This is a genomic window from Coleofasciculus sp. D1-CHI-01, from assembly GCF_040218875.1.
In the GTDB taxonomy this organism is placed as follows: Bacteria; Cyanobacteriota; Cyanobacteriia; order Cyanobacteriales; family Coleofasciculaceae; genus Coleofasciculus.
Genome location: NZ_JAVJQP010000150.1, coordinates 36,914 through 63,142, shown reverse-complemented (window position 1 = coordinate 63,142; position 26,229 = coordinate 36,914). Strand labels below are relative to the sequence as shown.

Here is a 26,229-nt window from a genome sequence, read left to right as displayed (position 1 = left end):
TAACAGAACCGACTCCGGTACAAAGAAAGGCTTTAGATTTATTGGGCGTAAGCCTGATATGTACCCAGTGAAGCCAAAAGTCAAATCGTCCTAAGCCAAGATATGCATACGGTGTAGCGATTTGTCAAAGGGGAACTTCAGGTTAACAATCCGCTCGATAGCCCAAATTGACTCGTGCCGGAGATTTCCACACGTTCTGAGGCGCTGACTTGGATATCGCCAGCTTCTCCTTGTCCGCGAGTTTGCGCTTCGAGTCGAGAACCTCCTGTCAGTGAAACCGCTTCTGCTGTAATGTCGATGCTGCCACCAGACCCAGTTGCGCCTAATTCTACAGTGGTGCTAATGTTGCTGCTGTTCGCGAGCGCAACGGAACCGCTTATTGCCCTTATAGTTACGCTGCCTCCTTTTCCCTGACCGAAAGTACTGGCATTGATTTGAGCGTTATCAGTTAATTCGGCTGTTCTCTAAAGAAACGGAACCCCCGTTCAGTGCTTGCACTACAACGCTTCCAGCATTTCCGCTACCATTGGTTTGAGCTTCTAAGGTGGCTCCCTCTGTTAAGCGAACAGAGTTACCTGCTGCGATCGCAATATTACCACCGTTGCCTACTCTACGCGACGATGAAGCGGAAATGCTACTCCCCTTAAGCCAGACAGAACCCGCTGCATTAATGGTAATATTTCCAGCATTCCCACCGCTAGTGGTGTCGTCAATGTCGTCAATATCGAAAATCCCTCGACTCCCTGGTGTTTTCACTTCAAAGGAGTAGTAGTCAAATGTACCATTTCCAGTACCATCAATGGATACATGGGGAATTGTATCAGATGATTCAACATTTGGATTCTCTTGGGTTAAAAAAGATAAATCTAGTTTCTGTGCATCTTGGATAGAGTTATTTGAATCATCTGCCTCTTCCTTCAATTTGCCTGAGCTTGAAGAATTATTTTGATGATTTTCAATAGAAACCTGGAGAGTGTATCTTGAACTGTCTGTTGGTGGAGTACCTGATATTGGCATTTCTCCCCCCTGCGTGCCCTCTGATGGAAATTGTCCCACTCCAATAATATATTTTCCATTTTGATTGAACGTGTAATCAATATAAGAGTCTAAAACGCTAGTGCTTCCCCCTGCACCTAATGCCGTCGAAGAATCATCATTTTCCGTCAGTAAGTTACCATTGCTGTCGAATAGGAAAAGTTCAGTATCAAGGGCGTTATCGATAGATTCCTCTATAGAGGATATAGAGGAATCTATGGATTTGTTGAGTGTAATATCGCCGCGAGAGTCGATCCATATTGAGCCGCTATTACCTGAAGAACTACTGGTACTAATTGAATCAACGGTAATATTTCCAGGTAAGGTATTGGGGTTGTACTGATTAGTTAATAAGACGAGACCATCGGACTCGTTGATTTTAATATTGCCAATGTTAATATCCGCGCTTGTCCCAGTTCCGTTAATACCTGGAGGATTATTAACGTTAACATTGTCAGGATTTCCAGGAATACCAACCTCAGTCGTTCCCGCCCGAATATCCAGCGTCGATTTATCCTTACCGTCAATTTCGACTACTGTTGTCCCATCAGAGAGGGTAACCGTCTCCACAATTCCATTCTCAGCGTCCGCGCCAGTAATCTCGATACCACCCGTAACCGTGACGCTACCACCCGCAAAAATATGTAAGGAAGCCCCTGTATAACTATCAAAACTGACATCTCCACTCGCCCGAATTACCGGATCATTAGGACTTGACAAACTACCCAGACTACTATCCAACTGCTCAATCCGAAAACTTCCCCCACTCCAGTAATGAGCATCACCTCCCACAGTATTCGCACTCCGCAACACCATATCCCCACCGGAAAACAAGCCACTATCAGGGTGATTCAAGGCAAAAATATCAACTGTCTCATTCCCCTGCACAATCAATTCACCACCCGCCTTAGCAATGAACGCATTACTCACACTATCTCGAATCTCTACCCTATCCGTTGCCAACAGGGTTAAATCTCTCCCCGCTTCTAGCTGACCCGACAACGTGAGACGATTCCCGACTACAGTAAGATCTTGCCCTACCCCTAAATTCCCCTGATTAACAATTTCGGCTTGAGGCTGACTCGCTCCATACTGCAACCCCGGAGTAACATTAATCGTCAACAAAGGCGGCGCTTCTGGATTCGTCGCACTAAAACTACTCCCATCCGAGAAATTAAACCCATTTCCCGTCGAAGCCACAAAGGAACCCGCCACATCCAACCGCGCATTGGGTCCAAACACAATCCCATTGGGATTCACTAAAAATAAATTCGCATTTCCCAATACCCCCAACGTTCCGAAAATATCCGAACCATTCCCCCCTGTCACCCGACTCAGGATAGTCTCAATCCCGCCAGGATTGGCAAAATAAACCTGTTGTCCGTCTAATACGTTAAACTCAGTAAAGCTGTGGAACAAATTGACCCCTCGCGCTGCTCCACCCTCAATCCGATCAATCTCTACACCTTCGATAAAGCGAGACCCTTCACTCCCCAACGTAGCATCCGGGATAATCTGAGCCGACACTGGGTTGAAAAAGATGCCAACGCCCAGCTTAACCACTAACCCACTAACCAAACACAACCGCATACTCATCATATTTACGTTCATCAGAGCCATAAACTTACTTATTAGTAAACAATCAACCTATCTGTTCTGTAGTGATAGAACTGGATAATTGAGGCTATCAGCATCCGCATCAAATCGGTATGGCACTACTGATGATCCTGAACTTGTCTGCATTAACGCCGTGAATGTATCAGACTATAAACATTTAGTAGGTATCCATGCACCCGTTGTTCTTAATTGTTTCTTCTTGCTGTCCCCAAGCAGCTAACTTGGGTTTGAAGTTTTCCTCGCTTTCAACTTATTATAATCATTCTTTTCCAGATATAGGGATATTCCCGATTTCCATGGGTAGAGACGCGCCATGGCGCGTCTCTACATCAATGCAATGATCTGTCTAACCGCCTTGGCGGTTGCTATACCCTGGAACTATGACACTGCAACCGGGAAACATAACACCGTACCCTGGAACCATACTGGGGCGCACGTCGGTTGGGGCGCACGTCGGTGCGCCCCAACGGAAATCACCGTTCATTGATCTAATACCTCTAGTACCGCCTTGGGTGATAACTTATCTTTAAACCAGATAATTTGGGCTGGCACACGTTCAAGCTTAACCCCGGCTTTATCTAAATTGAGTCGCTCAGAAATTGCCAAAATTAAATTATCACAAGCCGCCCGCCGGACTTGAGAAAATTTCTTTTGCAGATAGTCGGGACGCCAGAAGCCAACAATTTCTAACAACATATCTCGCCCGTCGGGATGCACCAACCGAAAATCCGGAATCATCACACTCCCCGGAATCGGAATCAGATCCACTTCTCGTTCCAATATCCAGTCTGTTTTCAGCGACTCCCAACGGTTGGCAAAGGATGCCTCAATCATACTATCGTAAGGCTTACCCGGAGGATAATGAGTGACCAACCCACATTTATCGTTGAGACTAAACCGCCCAGTTTTCCAGGTTCCCGTGTAGGGATCACGCATTTGTAACGTGGCTTTGAGACTCCAACGAGTAACATGGAGTAGAGCCGGAATGAGTTTCGCGATCGCGAGTCCATAGCGGGTACTGGTTTTAAATAAACTGGCAGGTCCATCTATAGTAATCGTAAACCCGTGATCGGCATCGCCTTCGATATAGGTCATTAAGCCAAATAACTTTAAATAACGAAACAGTAACTTATACTCCCCCGGTACATTCCGATGAGCATTGAGAATCATCTCAGAGGCTTTGTAGAAAATTCCCTGGACTTGAGATAAGTTGTAACGGTGCAGCAAGGCTTCCGGCGCGGGATCATCAAACTGGGTGAGAATCCGATTTTCTGGCAAATCCGCATAAAGCCCCGTGCGAATTTGCGAAGGTAGCACCTCTTGGTGTAATTCTTGAGTAAGCGTACTACTGAGGGTTTCTAGCGTAGCTTCTGTAGCGGCGCGACAGGGGAGAGATTGAGCAGATAGGGTAAAGACTCGTTGTCGCAGTTCTTTTGGTTCCAGGGGACTAACGATTTCAAAGGTACTGAAATTATTTTTGAGCAGATGTGCTAGTCCCCGTTTAAGGCGATAATCAGGACTATCCCCTTCTAATTCAGAAAGCTGGCTCTTGAGTTCACCTTGGGTATGACCCACCGCCTCCCGAAAACAGGTGATCAAATCCGTGGCGATATCACAGGTGCGTGGGTTAATCGGCAACCGCTTGGGGATGATCTCTTCCCCATTTTGTCGATAAATTAGCAGTGGTGTGGGTAACATGAATTATTTGTCTTATGTCAGTGGTCATTCGTCTGATGTCATTGATCATTGATTATTAGTCACCACTTCACTATCCGTTACATAATTTCAAGATTAAACTATGAGTACGACATTATCGATGAGGCAGACACCTGCCCATACTATCTACAGAGTGCTAGAGTGCAGACCTGATAGCTATAGAGATTGGTTAAATCAAGGGCATGGATTGCGCGATGAGGGGCGCTATGAAGATGCCCTGACCAGCTATAATCGGGCTTTAGACTACAAGCCCCATGATTTTTGGGCGCTGTACTGGCGAGCCGATGTGTTAGATGCCTTGGGACAGTACTCGGAAGCCTTAAGCAGTTATGACCAAGCTTTAACCGAAAAGCCCACCGATTACTGGAGTTGGTGTCAACGCGCCACGGTACTGCGGGAATTACAACGTTACGAAGACGCGATCGCCAGTTACGATCAGGCTCTGGATACTCGACCTGATGACTATTGGGCTTGGTACAATCGAGGACGGGTCGCCCTAGAAGATTTGGATTGGTACAAGGAAGCGATTACCTCTTTTGAGGAAGCCCTGAAGCTGCGACCAACGGATTACTGGAGTTGGTATCGCTTAGGTGACGCCCTGCGGCATTTGGCGCGGTATGGAGAAGCAATTGCCAGTTATGAAAAAGCCTTAGAAACCCGACCCGATGACTATTGGGCGTGGTATCGACGGGGAGATTCCCTGCGACGTTGGGGACGCTTAGAAGAGGCTTTGGCTAGCTATGATCGGGGGTTGGAGATCAAACCCACTGATCCCTGGAGTTGGTATCAGCGAGGGGAACTGCTGCGGAAACTGGCTCGATATCCCGAAGCTGTGGCGAGTTATGACCAAGTATTAGCCTCTGATCCAGACGATGAATACGCCTGGTACAACCAAGCCTGTTGCTATGCCTTACTAGGAAATCAGGAGGGTGCGATCGCGAGTTTACAAGCAGCGATTCGCCTGAATCCGAGTGAATATCTCACCTTAGCCCACACTGACTCAGATTTTGATAATCTACGGAGAAATGAGTCCTTTGAAGCTTTGCTCGAGGGTACACGAACAGATGAGGGATGAAAGAGTTTTTAAGGGCAGTAGGGGCGAGTTTCACTATTCTGGTAGACTTTTCTATTCTGGGCAAGAAAGACTTCCCAAGTCAATTTTTTATGATAGTCTAGTGTAGTCTAGTCCTTCTATGTGCCCAGCGATCTCTCACGCTTGGGTTTCCTCAACTCTGCAAAGCTATTGCATCTCTACATCCTTCCCCTATAGGGGCGGGTTCAGTAGAGTTATCGGTTTTTTTCCAAAACGTTATCGGTCAAACCCGCCCCTACAGACCTAACTGGAAATGTAGAGACGTAGCATGCTACGTCTCTAAACGTTCATATTCTTGTCCACAACAACCCTAAAGTAAAGGGTGTTGCGGCAAAAACTGGGAACAGTTACTCAAAAACGGGTGCAGCTTCCTTCACTTCACGCGGCGCATTGGGAAACTTCTTAAAGTTTTCCACAAATCGTTTCGCCAAATCCTTCGCTTGTGTCTCGTAGGCTTGGGGCTCACTCCAGGTATTTTGCGGATCAAGAATATTGCTGTCAACACCGGGAACTGATTTTGGCACTAAGATTTTGAAGATTGGATGGTGATAGTATTGCACCTTTTCCAACTCTCCACTCAACGCCGCCGCAACCATGGCGCGACTGTCTTGAATCCGGATACGTGTACCAACGCCGTAAGGTCCACCTGTCCACCCAGTATTCACTAAATAGACATTGGCATCATATTTCACCAGTCGTTCAAATAACATCTCGCCGTAGACAGTTGGCGACAGGGGAAGGAATGGTTGACCGAAACAAGCGGAAAATGTAGCTTGGGGTTCAGTAATTCCCCGTTCTGTACCCGCTAGTTTGCTGGTGTAACCCGACATGAAGTGGAAAATTGCCTGATTATTGGTCAGCTTTGTAATCGGGGGTAATACTCCAAAAGCATCTGCGGTGAGAAAAATGACAGTTCCGGGATGACCACCGATACCCGGAATTACACAATTGGGAATATAATCGACCGGATAAGCGACTCGTGTATTTTCTGTGAGGTGACCATCATCATAGTTGGGATCACGGGTGGCTGGGTCAAGCATCACGTTTTCCATCATTGACCCAAAGCGAATCGCTGACCAAATCTGGGGTTCATTCGTCCGCGACAGCCGAATGGTTTTGGCGTAGCAGCCTCCCTCAAAGTTGAAGATACCCCGTTCTGACCAGCCATGTTCGTCATCCCCAATTAGATGCCGTGTGGGATCAGCTGATAAGGTGGTTTTTCCCGTACCCGAAAGTCCAAAGAATAACGCGGTGTTCCCTTTTTTGTCCATGTTGGCGGAACAATGCATGGGCAGAACATCGCGCTTCGTCATCAGATAATTCATGAATGAGAATGCCGATTTTTTGATTTCACCGGCATAGCGCGAACCACCAATCAAAACCAGCCGTTTGGCAAAGCTGACGACAATAAAGGCTTCACTATGGATACCATTAATCTCTGGATCTCCCTGTAAACCAGGAATCGCAATAATGGTTAGTTCGTGGTTATGGGTATTCAGTTCCTCTGGAGTGGGGCGGAGGAACATTTGATGAGCAAACAAATTTTGCGAGGCGAGTTCGTTAACAACTCGTACACCCAGGCGGTATTGCGGATCAACGCCGACATACCCATCAAAGATAAACAGATCTCTGCCTTGCAAATAAGCCAACATCTGTTTATAGAGTAAGTCAAATTTTTCCTGTGATATGGGAACATTGACTTTATTCCAGTTCACTTCCTCATGCAGCCCTGGCTCATCAACGATGAATTTATCCGCAGGAGAACGTCCGGTGTATTTGCCTGTTTCTACACAAAGAGCGCCATTGGCAGCGAGAACGCCTTCATGCCGTTTTAGGGCTTCTTCAATAAGCTGGGGAACCGGGAGATTGTGATACAGATGACCCAGGTTCCTTAATCCCAGAGATTCTAGTCCATAACTCCCATCATTCATGTGAGGATTGACTTCAGACAAGGTTTGATAGACGTGGTTCAACGTTTTAAGTTCGGATTCCAATTCGTAAGTATTTTCGTTCATATCAGTACCTTTTACACTCTATAAGCGTGAACTTGCGTTTGCCATAAGAAATATTTCCTAGGTCTATTTGTATCAGAAAAATCGTGTTGTATTTTACGAATTCACAATTATTTAAATTAGTTAATATTTTTTGTTTATTTTTTGTAAATATAAATGAGCATCAGTCTTCTTCCTGCTGAAATCCTAAAATTTGTCAAGCTTAAATGGTGCAAATATCAACGTTTGATGACAATTCAGCTTGGCTAATTATCGGGAATATATTATGCTGACAAAAAGTATAATACACTATTGTCGGAACAGCTCCATGTTCCTCGGTTTATCATGGTTGATAAACTTAACGGCAACGACGCTATCGCCACTGAACAACGGTTCGACCCAAAATCCTGCCAAATGGTAACATTCGCTACATATACCGCCCTTTTATGACGAGGGGCGGGTTTTGTTGAGAGGTTATCGGTAGGATTCCAACATTAAACGGCTAAACCCGCCCCTACAATTGATTATCTAAAGATACAAATTGAGATCATAAATTATCGCGATTTATTGAGCGGCTTGCTGACAATCATTAGTTTCGACATACCGGAGCAAAGTCTGAACAGTATGTTTAGCGCCTCTTGACAGCTTCTCTTGATTGAGACACCAATCCATAAAGGTTCTAAATTCAGTGGTTGATTGAGATAGCGCCGCCTGTCTAAAAGTAGGAAAGGAGAAAGGATTTAAACTGATAGCTAATCCTAAACCCAGCAATTGCGATAATTTTGTAATCATTTTATTTATACTACTTATTCAGTTGACCAGTAAAATGAGTGATCAACTCTTAGACTATTACTGGCGTGGGACTGAGTAGCCAGAAGAAGCTTTCACGGGAATTCACGAAACCTGGGAATCGGGGCGGGTTTAGTCGCATCTGGGTGCAACCTAAAAGATAGTAGTGAAACCCGCCCCTACATATTTACGTACCATGCCTGATTCTTCAGCGCGTTGGGTCAAAATTATATGCCGTGAAAAGTCAGATAGGGAAGAGGGGGAACTCCCCAGGGAAAAGAGCGATCGCACGATAAACTCTCTGGGAGGATGGATTGCACTCCCGCCTTTTTCGTCAAGATTAATGTAGCTACAGAAAAATACCGCCAAATGATCGATTAAACTGGCAAAGAACCTACTCTTGTGTCTATCGCCCTCTCTGATGAGCCGAAGTTTTCCCCTCTCTAAACTCTCCCGGACATTTTCTTGGGCATTACTGATCGCGATCGCGATCGCAGTACTGTTAAGACTCGTTAACTTAAGTCACCGAGAATTTTGGTACGACGAGGTGTTGTCCCTGCTGCTGTCTACGGGTCAAAAAGGATACTATTCTACGCCCAAGGAATTGCCTGTTACCTTAGCTGACTATACCCCGTTACTGAGTTTACCTGTAGAAAACGGCATCGGCGATATCCCCGCCACCTTGAAGAAATTACTCCAAGGATTAGCGGCTGAACCCCATCCCCCTCTATTTTTTCTGGGTCAACATCTGTGGTTGCGATTGTTCGGTAATGGGGTAGCCGCTACGCGCAGCTTAAACGTTTTATTAAGTATCGGTGCGATCGGTAGCGCTTACGGTTTAGGTCGTCGTGTGTTGGGTCATTACGGGGGCTTGTTATTGGCGGCTCTTTTAGGCACTAATGCCTATTATCTCTTTCACTCGCTCAATGTCCGTATGTATAGTCCACTGTTGCTATGGGTGATTCTCAGTGCTTGGGCGGCGCTGGAATTAATTGATCCCCAAAAGCAGAGGTTTCCCGACAAGGGACACCAAGACGGTAAGTCTTCGAGTTTCTACATTCAACTCTTATGGAATCTGGTCTTCATCGGTTCTATCACCGCCGGGTTTCTCACCTTTTATTACTTTGCCTTTTTTATTGTGGCTCTGGCTGTCTTAGTCTTATGGTTAGATCGGCAACATTGGTGGCAACATGGACTAAGGTTTGTGGCGGGGATCATATTAATGATTCCTTGGGTATTATGGGGAACCCGACAACAGCTACGAAATGCTGATTTAGAGCGGTTTGGCGGGACTCAAACCTGGATAGAAACGGTAGGGAAACATCTAGAAGGAGTGGTACAAACCCTAGGAATTCATTTAGTGTTGGGGGATTGGATTACCAGTTTGCCCGTGGAGAGTGCTACTATCGCTGGGATAGGCGCGATCGCACTCTTGGTTGTCTGTAGTATCAGGCTGTGGCGTCAGCATCACTACACAGTTTTGGGTGTGGCGTTGCTATTGGGGATTTTTCCCCTGGTTCTGGCGCTAATGGTAGATATCCTCAAAGGTCAGTTCACCGTTGGCTTTGGCTGGGGGCGATCAATGATCTTTATTTTACCCGGATGCTTGCTCTTAATCGCTGCCTGGATTGAGCGGACAATGGGAAAATGGCGACCCCTCGCCGCCGCGATAGTGTTAGGGTTCTATCTAGTGATCAGTATCGGGGATTTCACATTACGCGATCGCCGGATGTTCCATCAAATTGCCGACATCATAGCCCAAGAACCCACAACTCCCACCTTAATCGCTATGAATTCTCAGGCTTGGGGTCACGTCCTCCGCTTAGCCTATTATATTCCCCCAGATTTGCCCGTAACCTTATTGGCGCAATCCCCTGCGAAACTGGCTCCGGTATTAGAGAAAACCTTGAATACTCAAACGGGTAATTTTTCTCGTGTACTCTGGTTAGATAGCGGTGATCCGATATGGTCAAAGCCCAAAACAGAAGCCGAAAAACTGAAGTTTCAACAAAACATCCAGACCACTTTAAAGTCCCAATTCCAGTTGCTAGAAACCCAGCCACTAGTGGGAACAATGGAAGAAGACCAATTCATTCTTCACCTCTATCAACGTTCTCAATAAGTCGGTGAGAAAGATGAAAGTTAATGGATTTGATCGTCTTATGTCTTATGTTATACTCGCTCCTGCAAAGAAGCAAACTACGTCATACTCGCTGCGCGAAATGCAATAAAGCTGCTTAAATCAAACGTCAAAAACAGCTAATGAATGTCAATCCCCCGAATTCCCTGCTCCCTGTTCCATCCGGTTCCTTTGTGGTTCCGGATGTAACTACTGTCTTATCCACAACGGAAGAACGTCCCTTACGGTTTTCCCTAATTATTCCCACTTACAAAGAAGCGAAGAATATTCCCCAGATTGTCGAGCAATTGAGCCGATTACTCGATTCCCAATTAGCGGGAGACTATGAACTCATTGTCGTGGATGATAATAGTCCAGACGACACCTGGAAAGTGGCGCTGGAACTCACGGCGGATTATCCTCAGCTACGAGTCATGCGGCGGATTGATGAACGAGGACTGTCTACTGCTGTAATTCGGGGATGGCAAGCGGCGCGGGGAGAGGTTTTGGGGGTGATTGATGCGGATCTCCAGCATCCCCCAGAACTGTTATTGCAGCTATGGAGTGAGATCCAACGGGGAGCCGATTTAGCCGTTGCTAGTCGCCATGTTGAAGGCGGTGGCGTGAGTGATTGGAGTATTATCCGCCGACTTTTATCCCGTGGCGCTCAAACGATTGGGTTAATTCTTTTACCAGGAGTCATCGGGCGGGTTTCTGACCCCATGAGTGGTTATTTTATGGTGCGCCGTCAATGTTTAGTCGGTCGTCCTCTGAGTCCCCTGGGTTACAAAATTTTAATTGAAGTCTTGGGTCGAGGGAAAGTCCCTTGGATTGGGGAAGTGGGGTATGTGTTTCAAGAGCGTCAAGCGGGGGAAAGTAAGGTAACCTGGAAACAGTATGTAGAGTATTTGCAACACTTACTACGCTTACGTTTATCTCTCGGACATATTGGTCGATTTATTCGCTTTGGTGTAGTCGGCTTTAGTGGTGTATTTGTGGATATGGCGGTCTTTTATCTGCTGCGAGAGCATGTAGAATTGGGATTAACCCGCAGTGCGATTCTGTCAGCCGAAGTCGCGATTTTAAACAATTTTTTGTGGAATGATGTATGGACGTTTGGCGATATTTCTCGACATCAACGGGGATGGCGTAAGCGACTGAAACGATTTTTAAAGTTCAATTTAATCTGTTTGGCCGGACTCATTCTCAATGTTTTACTTGTGAATTTATTGTTTAATGTCTTTGGCATCAATGAATATGTTTCTAAGTTAATCGCGATCGCGGCGGTTACGGTGTGGAATTTCTGGATCAATCTTAAGCTGAGTTGGCGTGTAACCGATGTGCGACAGTAATTGACTACCGATTTGACCTCTCCTTAAATATTTAAAATTATCGGACTTGGTCGGGGCGGGTTTAGGTCAGTTAGTGGTTGGAACCCCAGGGTTATCGGTAAAACCCGCCCCTACACATTCAAACAAAGGACAAATGACCAAGGACAAATGACCAAGGACAAATAACTAACTACGCTTGCTGCCACATTTGTTTAATTTTAGGCGGTAAAAACTCAGCAACTTCTTTGACTCGTTCCTGAGATAACTCATCTTTTGTGGCGGAAAAGATAGCTTGAACCACGGTTTCTGGGCTAACGCCTTTGGGTAAGCTGGCTTCTTGACGGATTCTAAACAAGAAGGTATCAGCATCAAATTCGAGAGGGGGACGAATCCGACTCAGGAAGCTGACAATTGGATTAGTATCTTTCCAAAGATCGGCAATTTCTTTCTGCTGTTCTTCGGCTGGAGTCGGCACAGATCCATCATTTTGACGCAATTCTGATTCGACCCGATCTGAAGCGTCTGTGTTCATTAAGTCGCGCATGGTGCGGAATACGACTTCAGTTACATCGCGGGCGTCATAGATGTCTTCTAAGGAACCCTGCTTTTTGACTTTTTCTAAGAAAGCTGTATTGTCGGGCATAGTTTTCTCCTTGTGTTTCAGGTCATGGTTAAGGACTTTGAATGTCCTGATTTCCCAGTTTTATGTGAATGATCCAGTAAAGACAGAAAAACGATTTGTATGAATTTCAGATTATTTTGAGGATTTTTCATGTTCTGGGTTAACACTTTAACCTAGGATAGCAGCGTTAGGGCTGGCATCTACCTCAAGAGGCATATTTCATCTGTCAGGAAACAGGGAACAGGGAACAGGGAACAGGGAACAGGGCAATTGTAGAAACCTTGTCCTTTGTCATTTCACAGGGTTTGGTAACCCAACCGGGTTTTGGAACCAAACCCCTACGAGGATTTCTTTTGATCCGCGATTAACTTGGCAATTTGCCCAATGACTAAGGGAACTAAACTCATTCCCATGATGAGTAACCAACCCTGTAGGCTAGGGGCATGAGTTTGCAGGATATCGGAGAGGATGGGCAGATAAATGGCAATGGCGAGTAATCCAGTACACAGGATCAGGGCACCCCAGACGTACTTATTGCGGGTGACTTCGTTAACCAGTACACCTGATCCGCGATCGCGCATATTGAAGACGTGCCACAGTCGGGAAAAGGCGATGGTGAGAAAGGAAATGGTAACAGCCTGATTTTTGTCCAATCCTAACCAGTTGAATGCCAGGTAAAAGGAACCCAAAACCGGGGCAGCTATGATTAAACCATATCCCGCGATCGCAAACCAGTGACGCTTGCTGATAATCGACTCCTTAGGGTCACGGGGAGGTTGTTCCATGAGGGCGGGAGACCCTTCCCCCACACCCAGCGCTAGGGCGGGGAAAACATCGTTAATGATATTCAGATATAAGATTTGTAGGGGCAAGATGGGTAAGGGTTTTGATTAAACGCTGACGTTCCTCAGAAGAAGATTCATCGGGGCTTTTTAGGTCTTTCCCCTGCACCACATTCGCTTGTTGATCATCGGTTAAACCCACCGCTACACCAATATTTCGGGCGGTGACGGGTTGATCGCCTGTCACCATAATTACCCGAATTCCGGCGTCTTGACATTCATCTATTGCCGCCCGTACCTCTTGGCGAGGGGGATCAAGTAAGCCCACGACACCTAAAAAGGTTAGGTCTTCGTAGGGTTTAGCCTCTTCACTATTCACCCTTTTCTGTGCCAATGCCAGAATCCTTGACACTCCCCCGGCTGGAAGCACGGGGGATTCTTCGTTCATCCAATCACCTTTGAATATTGATTTTCATCAATACTCAAGAGGGCGAGTTGTCCCGAAGCGTTTATCCAGTATTCCTGGAGAGTTCCTGTATGCCCTACAGTACGAAGTGCTTCTTTGAGTATGTTTATTGCAGCGTTCCAATCACGGTCTAAAACACATCCACACTGACATTTATGTGTCCGAGTCGAAAGTGATTTTTTCACAACACAACCGCAATTGGAGCAATTCTGAGAGGTGTAGTGAGGTTTGACAGCGACCGTCGCCACCCCAAACACTTTCCCGAAATACTCAAGCCACCGCCTAAATTCAGACCAGGCGGCATCGCTAATCGATTTAGCTAGGTGGTGATTTTTGACCATGTTCCGCACTTGCAAATCCTCATAAGCTACCAAGTCGTTAGACCGGACTACGCACAATGCAGTCTTTACCGCAAAGTCTTTACGCTGCCTACTGACTTTCAAGTGCTTCAATGCTAATTTCTGTTTAGCCTTTTTGTAGTTGTTAGATTGGGGTTGACCCTTTTTAAACTTCTTAGATACTCTCTTTTGAAGCCGCTTCAGTTGTTTTTCCGACTTCCTTAGAAATCTTGGATTTTCAACTGTCTGTCCGTTAGAGTCAGTATAGAAATGATTCAACCCGACATCTAATCCTACGGTATTGCCCGTTGGCTTCTTGTCCTCTGTCCTGTCATGGTCAATACAGAACTGAGCATAATAACCATCGGCGCGACGCACTACCCTGACTCGCTTGATTTGGCTGAGTTGGTAGTCGTTCAGGTCACGAGTCCCATAAAGCTTGAACGTTCCCGCTTTGAACCCATCAGTGAATGTGATGGCGTCACGATTCTCTGATAGTTTCCATCCTGACGTTTTATACTCTACTGAACCATGATTGGGAAGGTTCTTTTTGTACTTAGGGTAGCCCTTCTTTCCGTGTACAGACGTGCCATGGCACGTCTGTACCTTTTTGCAGTTGTCAAAGAATCTAGAAATAGCTGCCCAAGTTCGCTCAGACATGGCTTGTCGAGCTTGAGAGTTTAATTTTCCCGCCCAGGGGAACTCTTTACTTTTACCAAGAATCGTACAATACTTAGAAAAATCGTTGCGGGTCTTAGCCTGACCATCTTCCCAATAGCGAAGGCAGGCGTTACGAATAAACAAACCAGTACGGATGGCTTCATCAAGCCTTCTATACTGATACTCTTTACCTTTTAGCTTACCTTCGTAGACAATCATTTTACCGCAATTAATTTATGGTAAAATTATAACACAAGATACCTAACACTCGCAACTAAAGTTGCTAAACTAAACGTATCGCTTGGTTTCATCTCCCGGTTGAAACGCGGGAGCTTTCACCATCGCTTATGCTGTAACCCTTGCGCGGCGAGGTCATTACTGCGTTGCTTCCAGGAATCGCGATCGCGAAGTTCTTTTTCCCCCTCTGAGGTTAAAATCTGAGTACACACCTTTAGCACAGATTCCGGTGCGCCTTTGACGGCAAAGCGATAATCACCATTGCTTTTGTGCAGCGTCGCCATCATTTTAGTGTCGGGATCAAATGCCTCTTCCCGCACTTCGGGCATATCTTCTAATAAGGCGTCACGCTGGAGATCAGCTTTTGCTCCCGCAATCAGCAGCGCTACTTCCATCGGATCACCGACAACTCTACTTTCATTAGAGTCCTCCGGTTGTAATGCTGCATTATTACATAAGACGCCAACTTCTAAGGCGGGGCGGAGACTATCATGCTCTAAGGGGTTCAGGGTTTCATCATCTTGGCTGAACTCTCCTTCGGGTTCTAATCCCTCCCCACTAATTTCAATGTCACCGGAGTCGAGGACAACATGACTCACTGTCATCCGGTTTTCGGTTAACGTTCCGGTTTTATCAGTACAAATAACGCTAGTCGCCCCTAGGGTTTCCACCGCCGCCAGTTTATTAATTAAGGCATTCCGCTTTGCCATGCGCCACATCCCCCGCGCTAGGGCAATAGTCGCCACAATCGGTAGTCCTTCGGGAATTGCGGCGACAGCGAGGGCGACAGCCGTTTCCACCATCAGGCGAATATCCTTGCCTACAATAATGCCGGAAATGGCAATTAGGGCGACAATAATCAGGGTTACCCAAATCAAACGGCGTCCCAGTTGATTCAGCCGTTTTTCCAGGGGAGTACGTTCCTCGGTTTTGGCTTCTTGGGCTAATTCAGAAATGTGACCCAATTCGGTCTGCATTCCTGTGGCTACAACCACCCCTTCCCCGGAACCACGAGTTAGGGCGGTTCCTTTGAACAGCATATTGGTGCGATCGGCAAGTTCCACCTCCCCTTCGATGGGTTCTGTGGTTTTAGTCACAGGAACCGATTCCCCCGTCAGGGAAGACTCATTCACCTGCATTTTAGAGGTTTCCGTCAACCGCAGATCCGCCGGAATCATATCTCCGCTTTCCAGGAGTACCATGTCTCCAGGTACTAAGTTTTCCGCGTCAATCTCCTGCATCTGTCCTTGGCGACGCACTTTGGCTTTAGAACTACTCAGGTTTTGCAAGGCTTCCATGGAACGCACAGCTTGATATTCCATGAAAAAGCCAATAGCGGCGTTAATTAAGATAGCAAAAACAATGGCAAAGCCTTCAATCCACTGAGCAAAGGCAAAGGATAGAATGGCGGCAATGGCGAGAATCCCAATGACTAAACTTTTGAACTGTTCGATCAGGATTTGTAAGGGACCTCGACGTTGGGCTTCTTGCAGACGGTTCGCGCCATACTGTTCCCGTCGCTGTTGCACCTCGGCGTCAGAGAGTCCGTCATCCTCAGAAACATCTAGTTTCTTAAATAAATCGGCTGATGAAATTGTCCACGGTTGGTTGGGAAGATCCGCCATGATTGCTTTGATTGTGGTTAACCTAACTGAGATCGGGTAACGAATTTGGGGATTGTGCCAAGGGGGGTTAGAGGTCAGCGCGATCGCACCACAGGATTACCATATTATGGTTATATACTAGAGAGTTAGGCTAAAGAATCCTCCTTTTGAAGGAAGATTCAGCTCATTCGGGAGAACAAACGGCTCTAGCGTGGTAGAGCGTAAGCGTTACCCAATCGGCTAACGATGGCATTGAGTTTCGTTTCTCAACCCTTTAATCAGTCGCCCATTAATATTCTGCCTCCACCATGCGGTTAAATTGAATAAGGGCGGATTTTATTGTTCAGTTATCGGTAGGGAGGGCGGGTTTTGTTGTTCATTAATCGGTGACTAGCTGAATTGATTCCCTAAACCCGCCCCTACAGAGTTTTGGCTTTTTGTAACCGCTAATTCTCGTTACACCAACCGATGATCTAGAATAGTCGGCAAGAACTTTAGGCAAAATCTTGTAACCGTTTTTCTACATGCCGACGTAATGCCGACGTAACCCCAAATAGTGGCGATAATCATCCGCCCACTTAATAAAAAGTGCTGCATCTGAGAAGGGTCAAGCAGCTAGAGAATTAATTGGACTTTGGTGTTTAACGACTGGAAACGAAACTGAGTCGGTTTTAACCGACTTGAGCTTTTAGCCAAGAACTTGAGTTCTTGGCGGATAATGGAGGCTTACTCACACTTGAGTCGTAACGGATGGCAATATAGGATAGCAGTTGGATTGAACAGGACTATAATTAGGAGCTTGGCTTTCCTCCGTAACCCATACCCGGTATGGACGAGGGATTTAGCCACGAATGAAGATGACTCAACAATACGATGTATATGGTCTCGGTAATGCCCTACTGGACATTGAATTAGAAGTTTCCCCAGAGTTACTCCAGGAACTGAACATTGATAAAGGGGTGATGACTTTAATTGAAGAAGATCACCAGTACAAGATCCTGAAACGCTTAGAGGGTCAGTCAATGAAGCGCGGCGGTGGGGGATCGGCGGCAAATACAATGATTGCCCTGAGCCAGTTTGGGGGTAAAGCCTTCTATTCGTGTAAAGTCGCCAATGATGAAGACGGACAGGTTTACCTGGGGGATTTGCTCCGCTTTAATGTTGACACAAACCTGCAATACCATGCCCCCGAAGCTGGAATTACGGGTAAATGCTTGGTGTTTGTGACACCAGATGCCGATCGCACGATGAATACGTTCCTGGGAATTTCCGCGAGCTTCTCAGAAGCAGAATTAGTCCCTGACGCGATCGCCCAGTCCAAATATACCTATATTGAAGGGTATTTGGTCACGGGTGCTGCTAGCAAAGCGGCGGCGATTCAAGCCAGAGATCTTGCCAAAGCAGCGGGTCAAAAAATCGCCCTATCCCTGTCTGACCTGAATATGGTGAAGTTCTTTAAAGATGGATTGCTCGAAATCATCGATTCAGGAGTGGATTTCCTCTTTGCCAATGAAAGCGAAGCCCTAAAAATGGCAGACACCGAGGATCTCACGGTTGCTGTTGATTACTTGAAAGGGTTAGCTAAAGGGTTTGCAATTACCCGTGGACCGAAAGGATCGGTAATCTTTGATGGACAAGAGATAATTGAGATTGATGCATTACCTGTTAAAGCAGTTGACACTGTTGGCGCCGGAGATATGTATGCTGGCGCGGTTCTTTACGGACTGACGCATGGGATGAGTTATGCTCAAGCTGGAGAGTTAGGCTCTAAAGCGGCGGCAAAGTTGGTGACGAGTTTCGGTCCTCGCATGGACACCCAAGAGACTCGTTCTTTATTAGAGAAGAGCGGGGGGAGATGAGGGAGATAGGGGAGATAGGGGAGATAGGGGAGATGGGGAAGCAAATGACATAAGACCAATGACGCTTAAAATCCCAATCATCCTATTTTGATGAGAGAACTAAATTCTCTGTGTAATCAGTGTCAATAAGCTCTCACCTCCCCACCTCTATCTCCCCAAGAAATCCGTGAAATCAGTGTTTTGACGAATGACAAATGACGCTTATAATCCCAATCATCCTATTTTGTTTTGATGAGAGAACTAAATTCTCTGTGTAATCAGTGTCAATAAGCTCTCACCTCCCCACCCCTATCTCCCCAAGAAATCCGTGAAATCAGTGTTTTGACAAATTACTAAATTAGGAGAACTCTGATGGTTCAATCAAATACCAACCCATTCAATGAACAAGAGCAATCAGCGGCATCCATATCGGCTGATCAAGGAGGGAACTATTCCTATTGCTCACTCCCTGAAGTTGCGTCGCGTGACTTGTCAGGGATTGTCAATCGGAATCGTGCCAATCTAATCCAATTCCTGGACAAGAAATGGGTGAACGGCACAATCTTACATTACTATTTCTTCGATCAGCCAACAGAGTGGGCAACGACTGATACGGAAAAAAATGTTGTGCGTCAAGCCTTTGACACCTGGAAACAGATAGGTATGGGTCTCGAATTTAAGGAAGTCAATTCACCAGATGAGGCAGAAATCCGGATTGGTTTCTTACGTGGAGATGGCGCTTGGTCTTATATTGGCAGAGATATTCTCAATATCGGGCGAGATGAGCGAACCATGAACTTTGGTTGGGATTTAACCCGATTTCCTGGAGAAATTAACACCGCCATTCATGAGATTGGTCATACACTCGGACTCCCTCACGAACACCAAAATCCTAATGCTGGAATTGTTTGGGACGAAGAAGCGGTTTACGCTGCACTCGCTGCACCTCCAAATAATTGGGATCGAGAAACCACTTATTACAATATCATTCGCAAGATTAGCCCGGATATGGTGCAAGGGTCAAACTGGGACCCTAACTCAATTATGCACTATCCCTTTGGCGCGGGTTTAATTCAAGAACCCCCAAAATATCGGAATGGTTTAACTCCAGCACCTGGGTTATCAGAACGGGATAAAACCTGGGTCAAGCAGTTTTATCCACTTTTAGATGAGAAAGATTACACCGAACTAAAACCCTTTCAATCAGTTCCCTTAACCCTCACACCTGGGGAACAGATGAACTTCCGTATCGAACCTGATGCGACACGATCCTATATGATTCGCACCTTTGGCATATCAGATACCGTTATGATTCTGTTTGAAGAGGTCAATGGCGAACTTCGTTATCTTACGGGGGATGACGATAGTGGCGAAGACTACAATGCTGAGATTAAGGTCAGGTTATTTCGGGGGCGTCGCTATGTATTACGTATCCGCATCTACTATAGCGATCGCGCCGGAGAAACAGCCGTGATGATGTGGTAGGTTGTTCAGCATTTAAATTGAGATACCTACCAAGGAAGGCAACAGGGAATAACCAATTTCAATATGTTTTAACTTAAACCTTTTCCCCCGCTATATTCGCTGGAATTTAGTGGGGGTTGCACTATTTCAAGGACGAGATACCTATATTCTTATGAAAGAATTATGATTGCCTCTTAGGAAAGCTCTCGTTGTGTTTCTACCATGCAATTCACTAAACCTGTGTTTTTATACATTAACCGCCTCCTGTAAAACCTGATAGATATCTGGCTTTTGGCTAGCAATTACCTCATCTGGTAAATGTTTATGGTGAGGAAAACTTGGCAAATCCGGGAAATGAGGTGTACTATCGTAGCGAAAAATCAGACGATTTTGCTCGTCCTGACAGTGATAGCGATAATCCAACCACACCAAAGTATTGGTTTCCACAACCATTGCCTCATTGATTTCCAGCAAATGTCCCGCCGCAAAACGAACACGAATTCGCAGGGTTACCCGTTGCGGTGTTAAAATTTCTTCAACATAGCGTTCGACATAAGCATCCTCCAATGCTATAAGTGTTTGTTCTACATTTTCTAGATAGTCTACCAGAGCTTTATGCAACATTTTGCAACTGCTTTTCTAAGTCCCGGCGTAACCCTAAATAGTGGCGATAATCATTCGCCCATTCAATAAAAATTGCTTCATCTGAGAGTTGACCTTTGCTATAGCGATCAAAAAAATCCTCAGAGTCCATATTTTGCTGATTTTCGTACAAACTGAGTCGCTTGGCTACGGCTATCAGTGCATCCAAAGGCGACGTATATTGCACTCGTTCTTTTCGCATTCCCCCTCCTAACTTACAATGAATCTTTCGTACTGATAACGACTCATTCTACCTCTTGACGTGCTTGTTTAAATCTTTCTAAAATCCCCGCGACAACAGCGTCCCCATCTAATCCTTCCCCTCGATCAAGTTCTGCAATCCCTACATCAATCTTATTGCGCGTTTCCTCTATCCATTGTTCATACTCACCCTGAAGCTTTTTTAACAAGTGAAAAGCCATATCAATTACTTGCTCCTGATTGGCAAATCTCCCACTCAGCACTTGAGATTTAATGAATTCTTCATGTTCCGGTTTTAAACTAATATTCATGGTTCCTCCTACAATTTCAATAACTGCGCCATATTCTCTGCAATCTTCTCTTCCAACTCCCGCGCCTTACCATTAAGACTTTCGAGAATCTCACACACCCCTCATCTCCCCTCTACCACCAACTCCGGCGCACGACGTCGGGGTATTTCATAAGTTAAAAAATCATACGCCAACTTGGTCTTCGGAAAAATGGCTTGGGCTTCCTTAAGCAAATCCTCTAACCCAATGTTATTTCCGGGGGCATAACGCGGGCTAAAATGAGTCATAATTAGCTGCTTAACTCCAGCACTTAATGCCACTTGTGCCGACATCGTAGATGTGGAATGTAACCGTTCAAATGCCAGTTGGGAATCCTGATGAGCAAACGTTGCTTCATGAATTAACACATCAGCATCCTGAGCAAGGTCTACTGCTCCATCACAATAGACTGTATCCGTACAGTAAACAAATTTACGCCCAATTTCGGGTTCTCCACACAAGTCTTTGCCCTGAATTTTACGTCCATCGTCTAGGGTGACGGTTTCTCCCCGCTTAAGTTGACCATAAATCGGTCCGGATGGAATCTTTAATGCCTTCGCTTTTTCCACATCAAATCGTCCCGGACGATCTTTTTCAACGATGCGATAGCCAAACGCCGTCACACGATGCTTTAGCGCTCCACAGATTACCGTATATTCCTCATCGTCGTAAATAATACCGGGGCTAACGGTGTGTACCTGAGTGGGGAATGAAAAACGGGTATGAGAGTATTTGCCGCAAGCTTTTAAGTACTCATTAAGACCGGGAGGACCATAAAGATCAACCCGATCAACATTACCCGCTAAACCACAGCTAGCCAATAGTCCCATTAAGCCAAAGATATGGTCACCGTGCAAATGGGTGATGAAAATGCGGCGAAGTTGACTGGTTTTGAGTTCACTGCGTAAAAGCTGATGCTGAGTGCCTTCACCACAGTCAAACAGCCAAAACTCTGCCCGTTGAGGGAGACGCAACGTCACACTGGACACATTGCGCGATCGCGTGGGTACTCCGGAACTGGTTCCTAAAAACGTAATTTGCACAGGCTTGATCCTTGAACCTTAGTCGGGAAACAGACTCTCCTATTCATGTTACAGTTTTGCTTTGTCATTCGTCCTTTGTCATTTGTCCTTTGTCCTTTGTCATTTGTCCTTTGTCATTTGTCATTTGTCATTTGTCATTCGTCCTTTGTAAATTCTCTCCCCCAGCTCCCCCAGCTCCCCCAGCTCCCCCAGCTCCCCCAGCTCCCCCAGCTCCCTCTGCTCCCTCTGCTCCCCCATCTTCCCCATCTTCCCCATCTTCCCTGCGCTCAATCCACCTCAATTCGCACCGTTTGCACCCCCCCTTGCACAGACACCTCGATCACCCTTGGTGGCTTAGGTTTGGGCATGACACTGATTTCACCATTGCTTTCTAAACGAGCGATTTCCACCTGAGTAGGTTCAGTGATTTTTCCCTTGAGACGCAACGATGACTCTAAATCTCTGTCACTAATATGACTTTTTCGCATCGCCTTGCGATTCACTTGACCCTCGCGAATTAACGTCCGGGGTCTACCTTTGACCCAAACATCAAGACGCTCAACATGAAACGCCAGTGCTGATACTAACCCATGCATTCCCACTAATACTAACGCTGCGCCTAATGTGGGAAAATAGGGCGCAGCCCCATTAATCGCCCGACTCAAGGTAGACCCCAGAATCACACCCAACAGCACATCCATCGCTGCATGTTTGCCAATAAAGCGGCGATCGCCAATCACCCGCACCATGATCAGCGCCGCCCCATAAATAACCGCTGCCCGTAATCCCATCTGCCACACATTGAGCGTTGGGGCTTCGAGTCCCAATGCCCAGCTAATTGTATCCCCAAGTGCCTGCATCATCTTAATCCCTGACGTTAACTTGACGGCTCAGATCCGATCATCAGCACCGTAATCATACCTGCCAAGATAATCAAGCCAACATTAATCGCCAGCAATTCTAAGCCACCAACCCCCCGAAGCGGATCATGAGACATAAACGCGATCGCAGCAGCCGCCGCCGCCGGGACTAATGCTAAAGCCGCAACCGTTCCCACTAATGTATCCACTTTCTGCTTCACTAAAGCAATTGTCCCAGCCACACCCGCCGCCAAAGCCACCACAACACTATACCAACCCGGTTCTACCCGTTCTTCCAGTAGGGGTTTATTCAGGAGATTGTCATGAGAGGGTAAAATTTCGCTGGTATTGAAAACCCATACAGTCGCCATGGCTGAAATTGTCGCCACGAATAGCCCGACTAGAGCCACCATGAAACCCCGTAGCGCCAGCCTGGGTTGACCTGCAACTAGGGCAAAGGCGACCAATGATAACGGTAGAAATGCTGGGGCAATAATCATCGAACCAATCAGAATTGGAATCGAATTGGTCAACAAGGCAATGGCGGATAAAATGCCCGCCATGCCCATTAACACTAAATAAGAGGGTGAAAGCAGCACTTCTTCCGAGAGTTGCTGGAGAATCTTGGGTTCAACCAGAGGGGGCTGGGGAGTTTGAATCAACTCGTTTGGTTTGTCCATGATTAGAAAATAGGGAACAGGAACTAGGGAACAGGAACTAGGGACTAGGATTCTAGGCAATAGGAAATGGGATGGGAGAGATTTTCCCGACAGGAGATTATACCGCGGGGATCGCCCCGCACTAGCCGATGAGCAAGAAACATGTTAAAAATATGCCTGTCAATCTTTTTCAGGGATGTAATCTTAGCCAGAGAAAAAATCAGCGTGCGGATTCTTGGTTCCAGTATCGGGAACGGAATAATCTAGCGACGACCAAGATTGGCATTTCCATCTCTGTTAATTATGAAACCGAGAGTAGTCTTCGGATGAGGAAGTTTTACAGATGACATCTAGACGTTTTCCCTTCACTTTGGTAAATATGCTCAAGTTAATGATTCGCTCTGGAGGGCGTCATTGGTGGCTCTCTTTTTTATTGTGGATGATTTTAGTCAGTCCCGCCCAAGCTTTAACGGAATTACGGGTGGCGATTGAAGAGGGCGTCAGCCGCGTTAAGGTAGGAAGTTCAACCAAAGCCATTGTTCGCGATAGCGCAGGTCAAGCGGTGGGAGAACTTGCGCCGATGAATGGGTTTGACGCCCAATCTGGAGGCAGTGGGGTTCGTTTAGGGCGTTGGAGTTCGGGATCACTGTGGATTGAACCCACTGAGGATGGTTTGGTTTGGATAGGCGATCGCTGGTATCGAGGGCGGACTCGATTAGTGGCGACGGGTGGGCGATTAACGGTGGTTAATCATGTTGATTTTGAGCAATATCTCTACAGCGTGATTGGCTCCGAAATGAGTCCGAGTTGGCCCCAAGAAGCCCTAAAAGCCCAAGCGGTTGCGGCTCGTACCTACGCTCTCTATAAACGAGCTGAATCAGGGAATAGCGTCTACGATGTTGGTGATACGGTCAAGTGGCAAGTTTACAAGGGAATGAACACTGAAGCCGAAAGCACTCATACCGCTGTCAACGCCACAGCCGGACAGATTTTAACCTACGGCGGTGATGTGATTCTATCCGTTTTCCATTCCTCGTCGGGTGGACATACAGAAAATGTCGAAGATATTTGGAGTAAACCCCTAGCCTATCTGCGAGGAGTTCCCGATTATGATGTGGGCGCACCTGTCTATCAATGGACTCAAACCTTTTCCGGTAGCGAATTGGGACGCCGGATTGGTGGAGTTGGGCGCGTCACTTCTATGACCCCAGAACGGACAACTCCCCATGGGCGCGTTGTCACCATCAGAGTAAAGGGAACAGGCGGGAGTAAGCGGGTTAGTGGCAATGATATGCGTAAGGCGCTGGGACTGAAAAGTACACTGTTTACGGTGAGTAATATGGGTGGGAGTTTTCAAGTTAGTGGTCGCGGCTATGGTCACGGATTAGGATTAAGTCAATGGGGGGCGCATAATTTAGCGCAACAGGGTGTTAACTATCAACAGATTTTGAGTCACTATTATCAACAGGCAGCAATTTCTCAGCTTCCGTAATTTAAGAACAGTAACCCAGCTTTGAGGGGCTTGGTAACCAAGCCCCCACCATTACAACTTGAAATATGGGAAGAAATGGCTAAAGCTCTTACTGTTCAATGTTCGGACTAATTAAACTAACAATTTAGCACACTAAGTACGGAAGACCCGGATGGAATAAAAATGCCAATTGGGATGAGGGCGCGGGTTGGTATTTGGGCGCACCGACGTGCGCCCTATTGCAAACGTTGCGCCCCATGATATATTTGACTTTATAGACGATAGCGATCGCACTCTCTCCCTTCAACCCAAAGAGCGTTAGCGGAGCAGCTCTGAAAGATCTAGCGCAGATCGCGCTTTTTTTCTGGTATACTTTTGGAGTGGAAAAATGTGTGCGCCTGTAGGTAGAAATTTAGTTCTGTTGAATGAGGGTAACGGATACAGGCTATAGAGACAAAAAGGGATGCATGTAATCAGCAAAGTAAAGTTGCGGGAATTCTGGGTTGAACACGCTGATTCTGAAGGCGCTCTCAATGACTGGTATAACTTTGCGTCTAAAGCAAAGTGGTCTAATTTGTTAGATGTTCAGAAAAAGTATCCCAAGGCAGAAGCGGTTGGGAATTTTACGGTGTTCAATATTAAAGGCAATAACTATCGGTTGATTGTAGATATTAGATATTCTCGCCAGACAATTTTTATTAAATATATTCTGACCCATGCTGAATACGATAAGGAAAGGTGGAAAGATGCTCCATACTTCTAGTGAAAAAACCTACACGGACTTACTGATTCAGTATCAGCCTAAGCTAATTAAAACTGAGGAAGAGTATCAGAGAGCATTGTGTGTCGTAGAGGGGATGATGTCGGGTGAGTTGACAGAGGCGGAAACAATGCTTTTTGATTTGTTGGTTTTTCTCATTGAGACTTACGAGGCTCAACATTATCCGATGGGTGAGTCTACTCTTGTGGCGACAATGGAGTCTCTAATGCACGAGTTTGATGTGCAGCCTGCTACTTTAGTGGAGATTTTTGGTTCTCTTGAGCTTGTCAGGGAGATTATTAATGGTGAAAGGGGGGTGAGCAAAGCTCAAGCCAAATCTCTAGCCAAGTTTTTTAATGATTTGAATCCTGGACTTTCCCTGACTTCTAAAGACTTTGGGAAATAAGTCAATGTTACTAGGAACGAAACCCATTTTACAAGTTATGCGATCGCACTTCCTCCCCTCTACCCAATGCCCCTTCATCAGCTTCGATATCCCCTCCCTGACAGGCAATAGGCAATGGGCAATAGGCAATAGGCAATAGGCAATAGGCAATAGGCAATAGTTTCAACCTTTCCCCAC

Annotated in this window: 26 protein-coding genes; 9 read left to right on the top strand and 17 right to left on the bottom strand. The window is 46.2% G+C overall.

Annotation, left to right across the window (positions count from 1 at the left end; all coding sequences use genetic code 11):
• Positions 1-444 precede the first annotated feature (444 nt).
• Positions 445-2,655, bottom strand: coding sequence for a two-partner secretion domain-containing protein (locus RIB93_RS26435; RefSeq protein ID WP_446377267.1), 2,211 nt, complete (start codon positions 2,653-2,655; stop codon positions 445-447).
• Between the two features lie 310 nt (positions 2,656-2,965).
• Between RIB93_RS26435 and RIB93_RS26430 the strand changes: the two genes are divergently transcribed.
• Positions 2,966-3,139: a hypothetical protein gene (locus tag RIB93_RS26430; protein WP_446377265.1), complete on the top strand. Its 174-nt coding sequence runs from the start codon at positions 2,966-2,968 to the stop codon at positions 3,137-3,139.
• Here the strand turns inward: RIB93_RS26430 and RIB93_RS26425 are convergent.
• Complete coding sequence (locus RIB93_RS26425; RefSeq protein ID WP_446377264.1) at positions 3,133-4,350, bottom strand: DUF790 family protein; 1,218 nt, start codon at positions 4,348-4,350, stop codon at positions 3,133-3,135. The genes RIB93_RS26430 and RIB93_RS26425 overlap by 7 nt on opposite strands.
• Positions 4,351-4,450: 100 nt before the next feature.
• Here RIB93_RS26425 and RIB93_RS26420 point away from each other — a divergent pair, with 100 nt between their 5' ends.
• Positions 4,451-5,443 carry a tetratricopeptide repeat protein gene (locus RIB93_RS26420; protein ID WP_446377262.1) on the top strand — a complete coding sequence of 331 codons (993 nt, stop codon included), beginning with the start codon at positions 4,451-4,453 and terminating at the stop codon, positions 5,441-5,443.
• Between the two features lie 365 nt (positions 5,444-5,808).
• On the opposite strand, the gene pckA is transcribed toward RIB93_RS26420, so the two are convergent.
• On the bottom strand, positions 5,809-7,476 hold the full coding sequence (pckA, locus tag RIB93_RS26415) for a phosphoenolpyruvate carboxykinase (ATP) (protein ID WP_446377260.1): 1,668 nt from the start codon (positions 7,474-7,476) through the stop codon (positions 5,809-5,811).
• Positions 7,477-8,016: 540 nt separating this feature from the next.
• Positions 8,017-8,244 (bottom strand): hypothetical protein, encoded by a 228-nt coding sequence (locus RIB93_RS26410; RefSeq protein WP_446377258.1) that lies wholly within the window; start codon positions 8,242-8,244, stop codon positions 8,017-8,019.
• Between the two features lie 418 nt (positions 8,245-8,662).
• Here RIB93_RS26410 and RIB93_RS26405 point away from each other — a divergent pair, with 418 nt between their 5' ends.
• Positions 8,663-10,363: a glycosyltransferase family 39 protein gene (locus RIB93_RS26405; RefSeq protein ID WP_446377256.1), complete on the top strand. Its 1,701-nt coding sequence runs from the start codon at positions 8,663-8,665 to the stop codon at positions 10,361-10,363.
• 140 nt (positions 10,364-10,503) lie between these two features.
• Positions 10,504-11,712: a glycosyltransferase gene (locus tag RIB93_RS26400; RefSeq protein WP_446377254.1), complete on the top strand. Its 1,209-nt coding sequence runs from the start codon at positions 10,504-10,506 to the stop codon at positions 11,710-11,712.
• Positions 11,713-11,881: 169 nt separating this feature from the next.
• Here RIB93_RS26400 and RIB93_RS26395 read toward each other — a convergent pair whose 3' ends face one another.
• The 5 genes from RIB93_RS26395 to RIB93_RS26375 all read right to left on the bottom strand — a co-directional run bounded on the left by RIB93_RS26395 (position 11,882) and on the right by RIB93_RS26375 (position 16,421).
• Entirely contained in the window at positions 11,882-12,334 is a 453-nt protein-coding gene (locus RIB93_RS26395) for a DUF2267 domain-containing protein (RefSeq protein WP_446377252.1), read from the bottom strand.
• Between the two features lie 317 nt (positions 12,335-12,651).
• Positions 12,652-13,185 (bottom strand): cation transporting ATPase C-terminal domain-containing protein, encoded by a 534-nt coding sequence (locus RIB93_RS26390; protein ID WP_446377250.1) that lies wholly within the window; start codon positions 13,183-13,185, stop codon positions 12,652-12,654.
• Positions 13,151-13,543, bottom strand: coding sequence for an HAD family hydrolase (locus tag RIB93_RS26385; RefSeq protein WP_446377248.1), 393 nt, complete (start codon positions 13,541-13,543; stop codon positions 13,151-13,153). The genes RIB93_RS26390 and RIB93_RS26385 overlap by 35 nt, the downstream gene beginning before the upstream one ends.
• A complete protein-coding gene (locus tag RIB93_RS26380; protein ID WP_446377246.1) occupies positions 13,540-14,778 on the bottom strand; it encodes an RNA-guided endonuclease InsQ/TnpB family protein in 1,239 nt (412 codons plus the stop codon). Before RIB93_RS26380 ends, RIB93_RS26385 begins: the two co-directional genes overlap by 4 nt.
• A 116-nt stretch (positions 14,779-14,894) precedes the next feature.
• Complete coding sequence (locus RIB93_RS26375; protein WP_446377244.1) at positions 14,895-16,421, bottom strand: cation-translocating P-type ATPase; 1,527 nt, start codon at positions 16,419-16,421, stop codon at positions 14,895-14,897.
• An 836-nt stretch (positions 16,422-17,257) separates the two neighbouring features.
• Here RIB93_RS26375 and RIB93_RS26370 point away from each other — a divergent pair.
• Together RIB93_RS26370 and RIB93_RS26365 are read left to right on the top strand one after the other, a co-directional pair.
• Entirely contained in the window at positions 17,258-18,259 is a 1,002-nt protein-coding gene (locus RIB93_RS26370; RefSeq protein ID WP_446377242.1) for an adenosine kinase, read from the top strand.
• 351 nt (positions 18,260-18,610) lie between these two features.
• Positions 18,611-19,723 carry a matrixin family metalloprotease gene (locus tag RIB93_RS26365; RefSeq protein ID WP_446377240.1) on the top strand — a complete coding sequence of 371 codons (1,113 nt, stop codon included), beginning with the start codon at positions 18,611-18,613 and terminating at the stop codon, positions 19,721-19,723.
• Positions 19,724-19,948: 225 nt separating this feature from the next.
• On the opposite strand, the gene tumE is transcribed toward RIB93_RS26365, so the two are convergent.
• The 7 genes from tumE to RIB93_RS26330 all read right to left on the bottom strand — a co-directional run bounded on the left by tumE (position 19,949) and on the right by RIB93_RS26330 (position 23,436).
• The gene (gene tumE / locus RIB93_RS26360; protein WP_446377238.1) at positions 19,949-20,326 is read right to left on the bottom strand and encodes a toxin TumE; all 378 of its coding nucleotides are present in this window, start codon (positions 20,324-20,326) and stop codon (positions 19,949-19,951) included.
• On the bottom strand, positions 20,316-20,546 hold the full coding sequence (gene tumA, locus RIB93_RS26355) for an antitoxin TumA (RefSeq protein ID WP_446377236.1): 231 nt from the start codon (positions 20,544-20,546) through the stop codon (positions 20,316-20,318). The genes tumE and tumA overlap by 11 nt, the downstream gene beginning before the upstream one ends.
• A gap of 43 nt (positions 20,547-20,589) precedes the next feature.
• Positions 20,590-20,856 (bottom strand): ribbon-helix-helix domain-containing protein, encoded by a 267-nt coding sequence (locus tag RIB93_RS26350; RefSeq protein WP_446377234.1) that lies wholly within the window; start codon positions 20,854-20,856, stop codon positions 20,590-20,592.
• Positions 20,857-20,957: 101 nt separating this feature from the next.
• Complete coding sequence (locus RIB93_RS26345) at positions 20,958-21,917, bottom strand: ribonuclease Z (RefSeq protein ID WP_446377232.1); 960 nt, start codon at positions 21,915-21,917, stop codon at positions 20,958-20,960.
• A gap of 127 nt (positions 21,918-22,044) precedes the next feature.
• The gene (locus RIB93_RS26340) at positions 22,045-22,197 is read right to left on the bottom strand and encodes a hypothetical protein (protein WP_446377230.1); all 153 of its coding nucleotides are present in this window, start codon (positions 22,195-22,197) and stop codon (positions 22,045-22,047) included.
• A complete protein-coding gene (locus tag RIB93_RS26335; protein WP_446377228.1) occupies positions 22,184-22,759 on the bottom strand; it encodes a DUF421 domain-containing protein in 576 nt (191 codons plus the stop codon). Before RIB93_RS26335 ends, RIB93_RS26340 begins: the two co-directional genes overlap by 14 nt.
• A gap of 14 nt (positions 22,760-22,773) precedes the next feature.
• The gene (locus RIB93_RS26330) at positions 22,774-23,436 is read right to left on the bottom strand and encodes a DUF389 domain-containing protein (RefSeq protein ID WP_446377226.1); all 663 of its coding nucleotides are present in this window, start codon (positions 23,434-23,436) and stop codon (positions 22,774-22,776) included.
• A gap of 322 nt (positions 23,437-23,758) precedes the next feature.
• On the opposite strand from RIB93_RS26330, the gene RIB93_RS26325 reads away from it, so the two are divergent.
• The 3 genes from RIB93_RS26325 (at position 23,759) to RIB93_RS26315 (ending at position 26,052) form a co-directional block, all read left to right on the top strand.
• Positions 23,759-24,907 carry a SpoIID/LytB domain-containing protein gene (locus RIB93_RS26325; RefSeq protein WP_446377224.1) on the top strand — a complete coding sequence of 383 codons (1,149 nt, stop codon included), beginning with the start codon at positions 23,759-23,761 and terminating at the stop codon, positions 24,905-24,907.
• Positions 24,908-25,349: 442 nt separating this feature from the next.
• A complete protein-coding gene (locus tag RIB93_RS26320) occupies positions 25,350-25,649 on the top strand; it encodes a type II toxin-antitoxin system HigB family toxin (RefSeq protein WP_446377222.1) in 300 nt (99 codons plus the stop codon).
• Entirely contained in the window at positions 25,633-26,052 is a 420-nt protein-coding gene (locus RIB93_RS26315) for a helix-turn-helix domain-containing protein (RefSeq protein ID WP_446377220.1), read from the top strand. The genes RIB93_RS26320 and RIB93_RS26315 overlap by 17 nt, the downstream gene beginning before the upstream one ends.
• Positions 26,053-26,080: 28 nt before the next feature.
• On the opposite strand, the gene RIB93_RS26310 is transcribed toward RIB93_RS26315, so the two are convergent.
• Positions 26,081-26,218, bottom strand: coding sequence for a hypothetical protein (locus RIB93_RS26310; RefSeq protein WP_446377218.1), 138 nt, complete (start codon positions 26,216-26,218; stop codon positions 26,081-26,083).
• Positions 26,219-26,229: the final 11 nt, after the last annotated feature.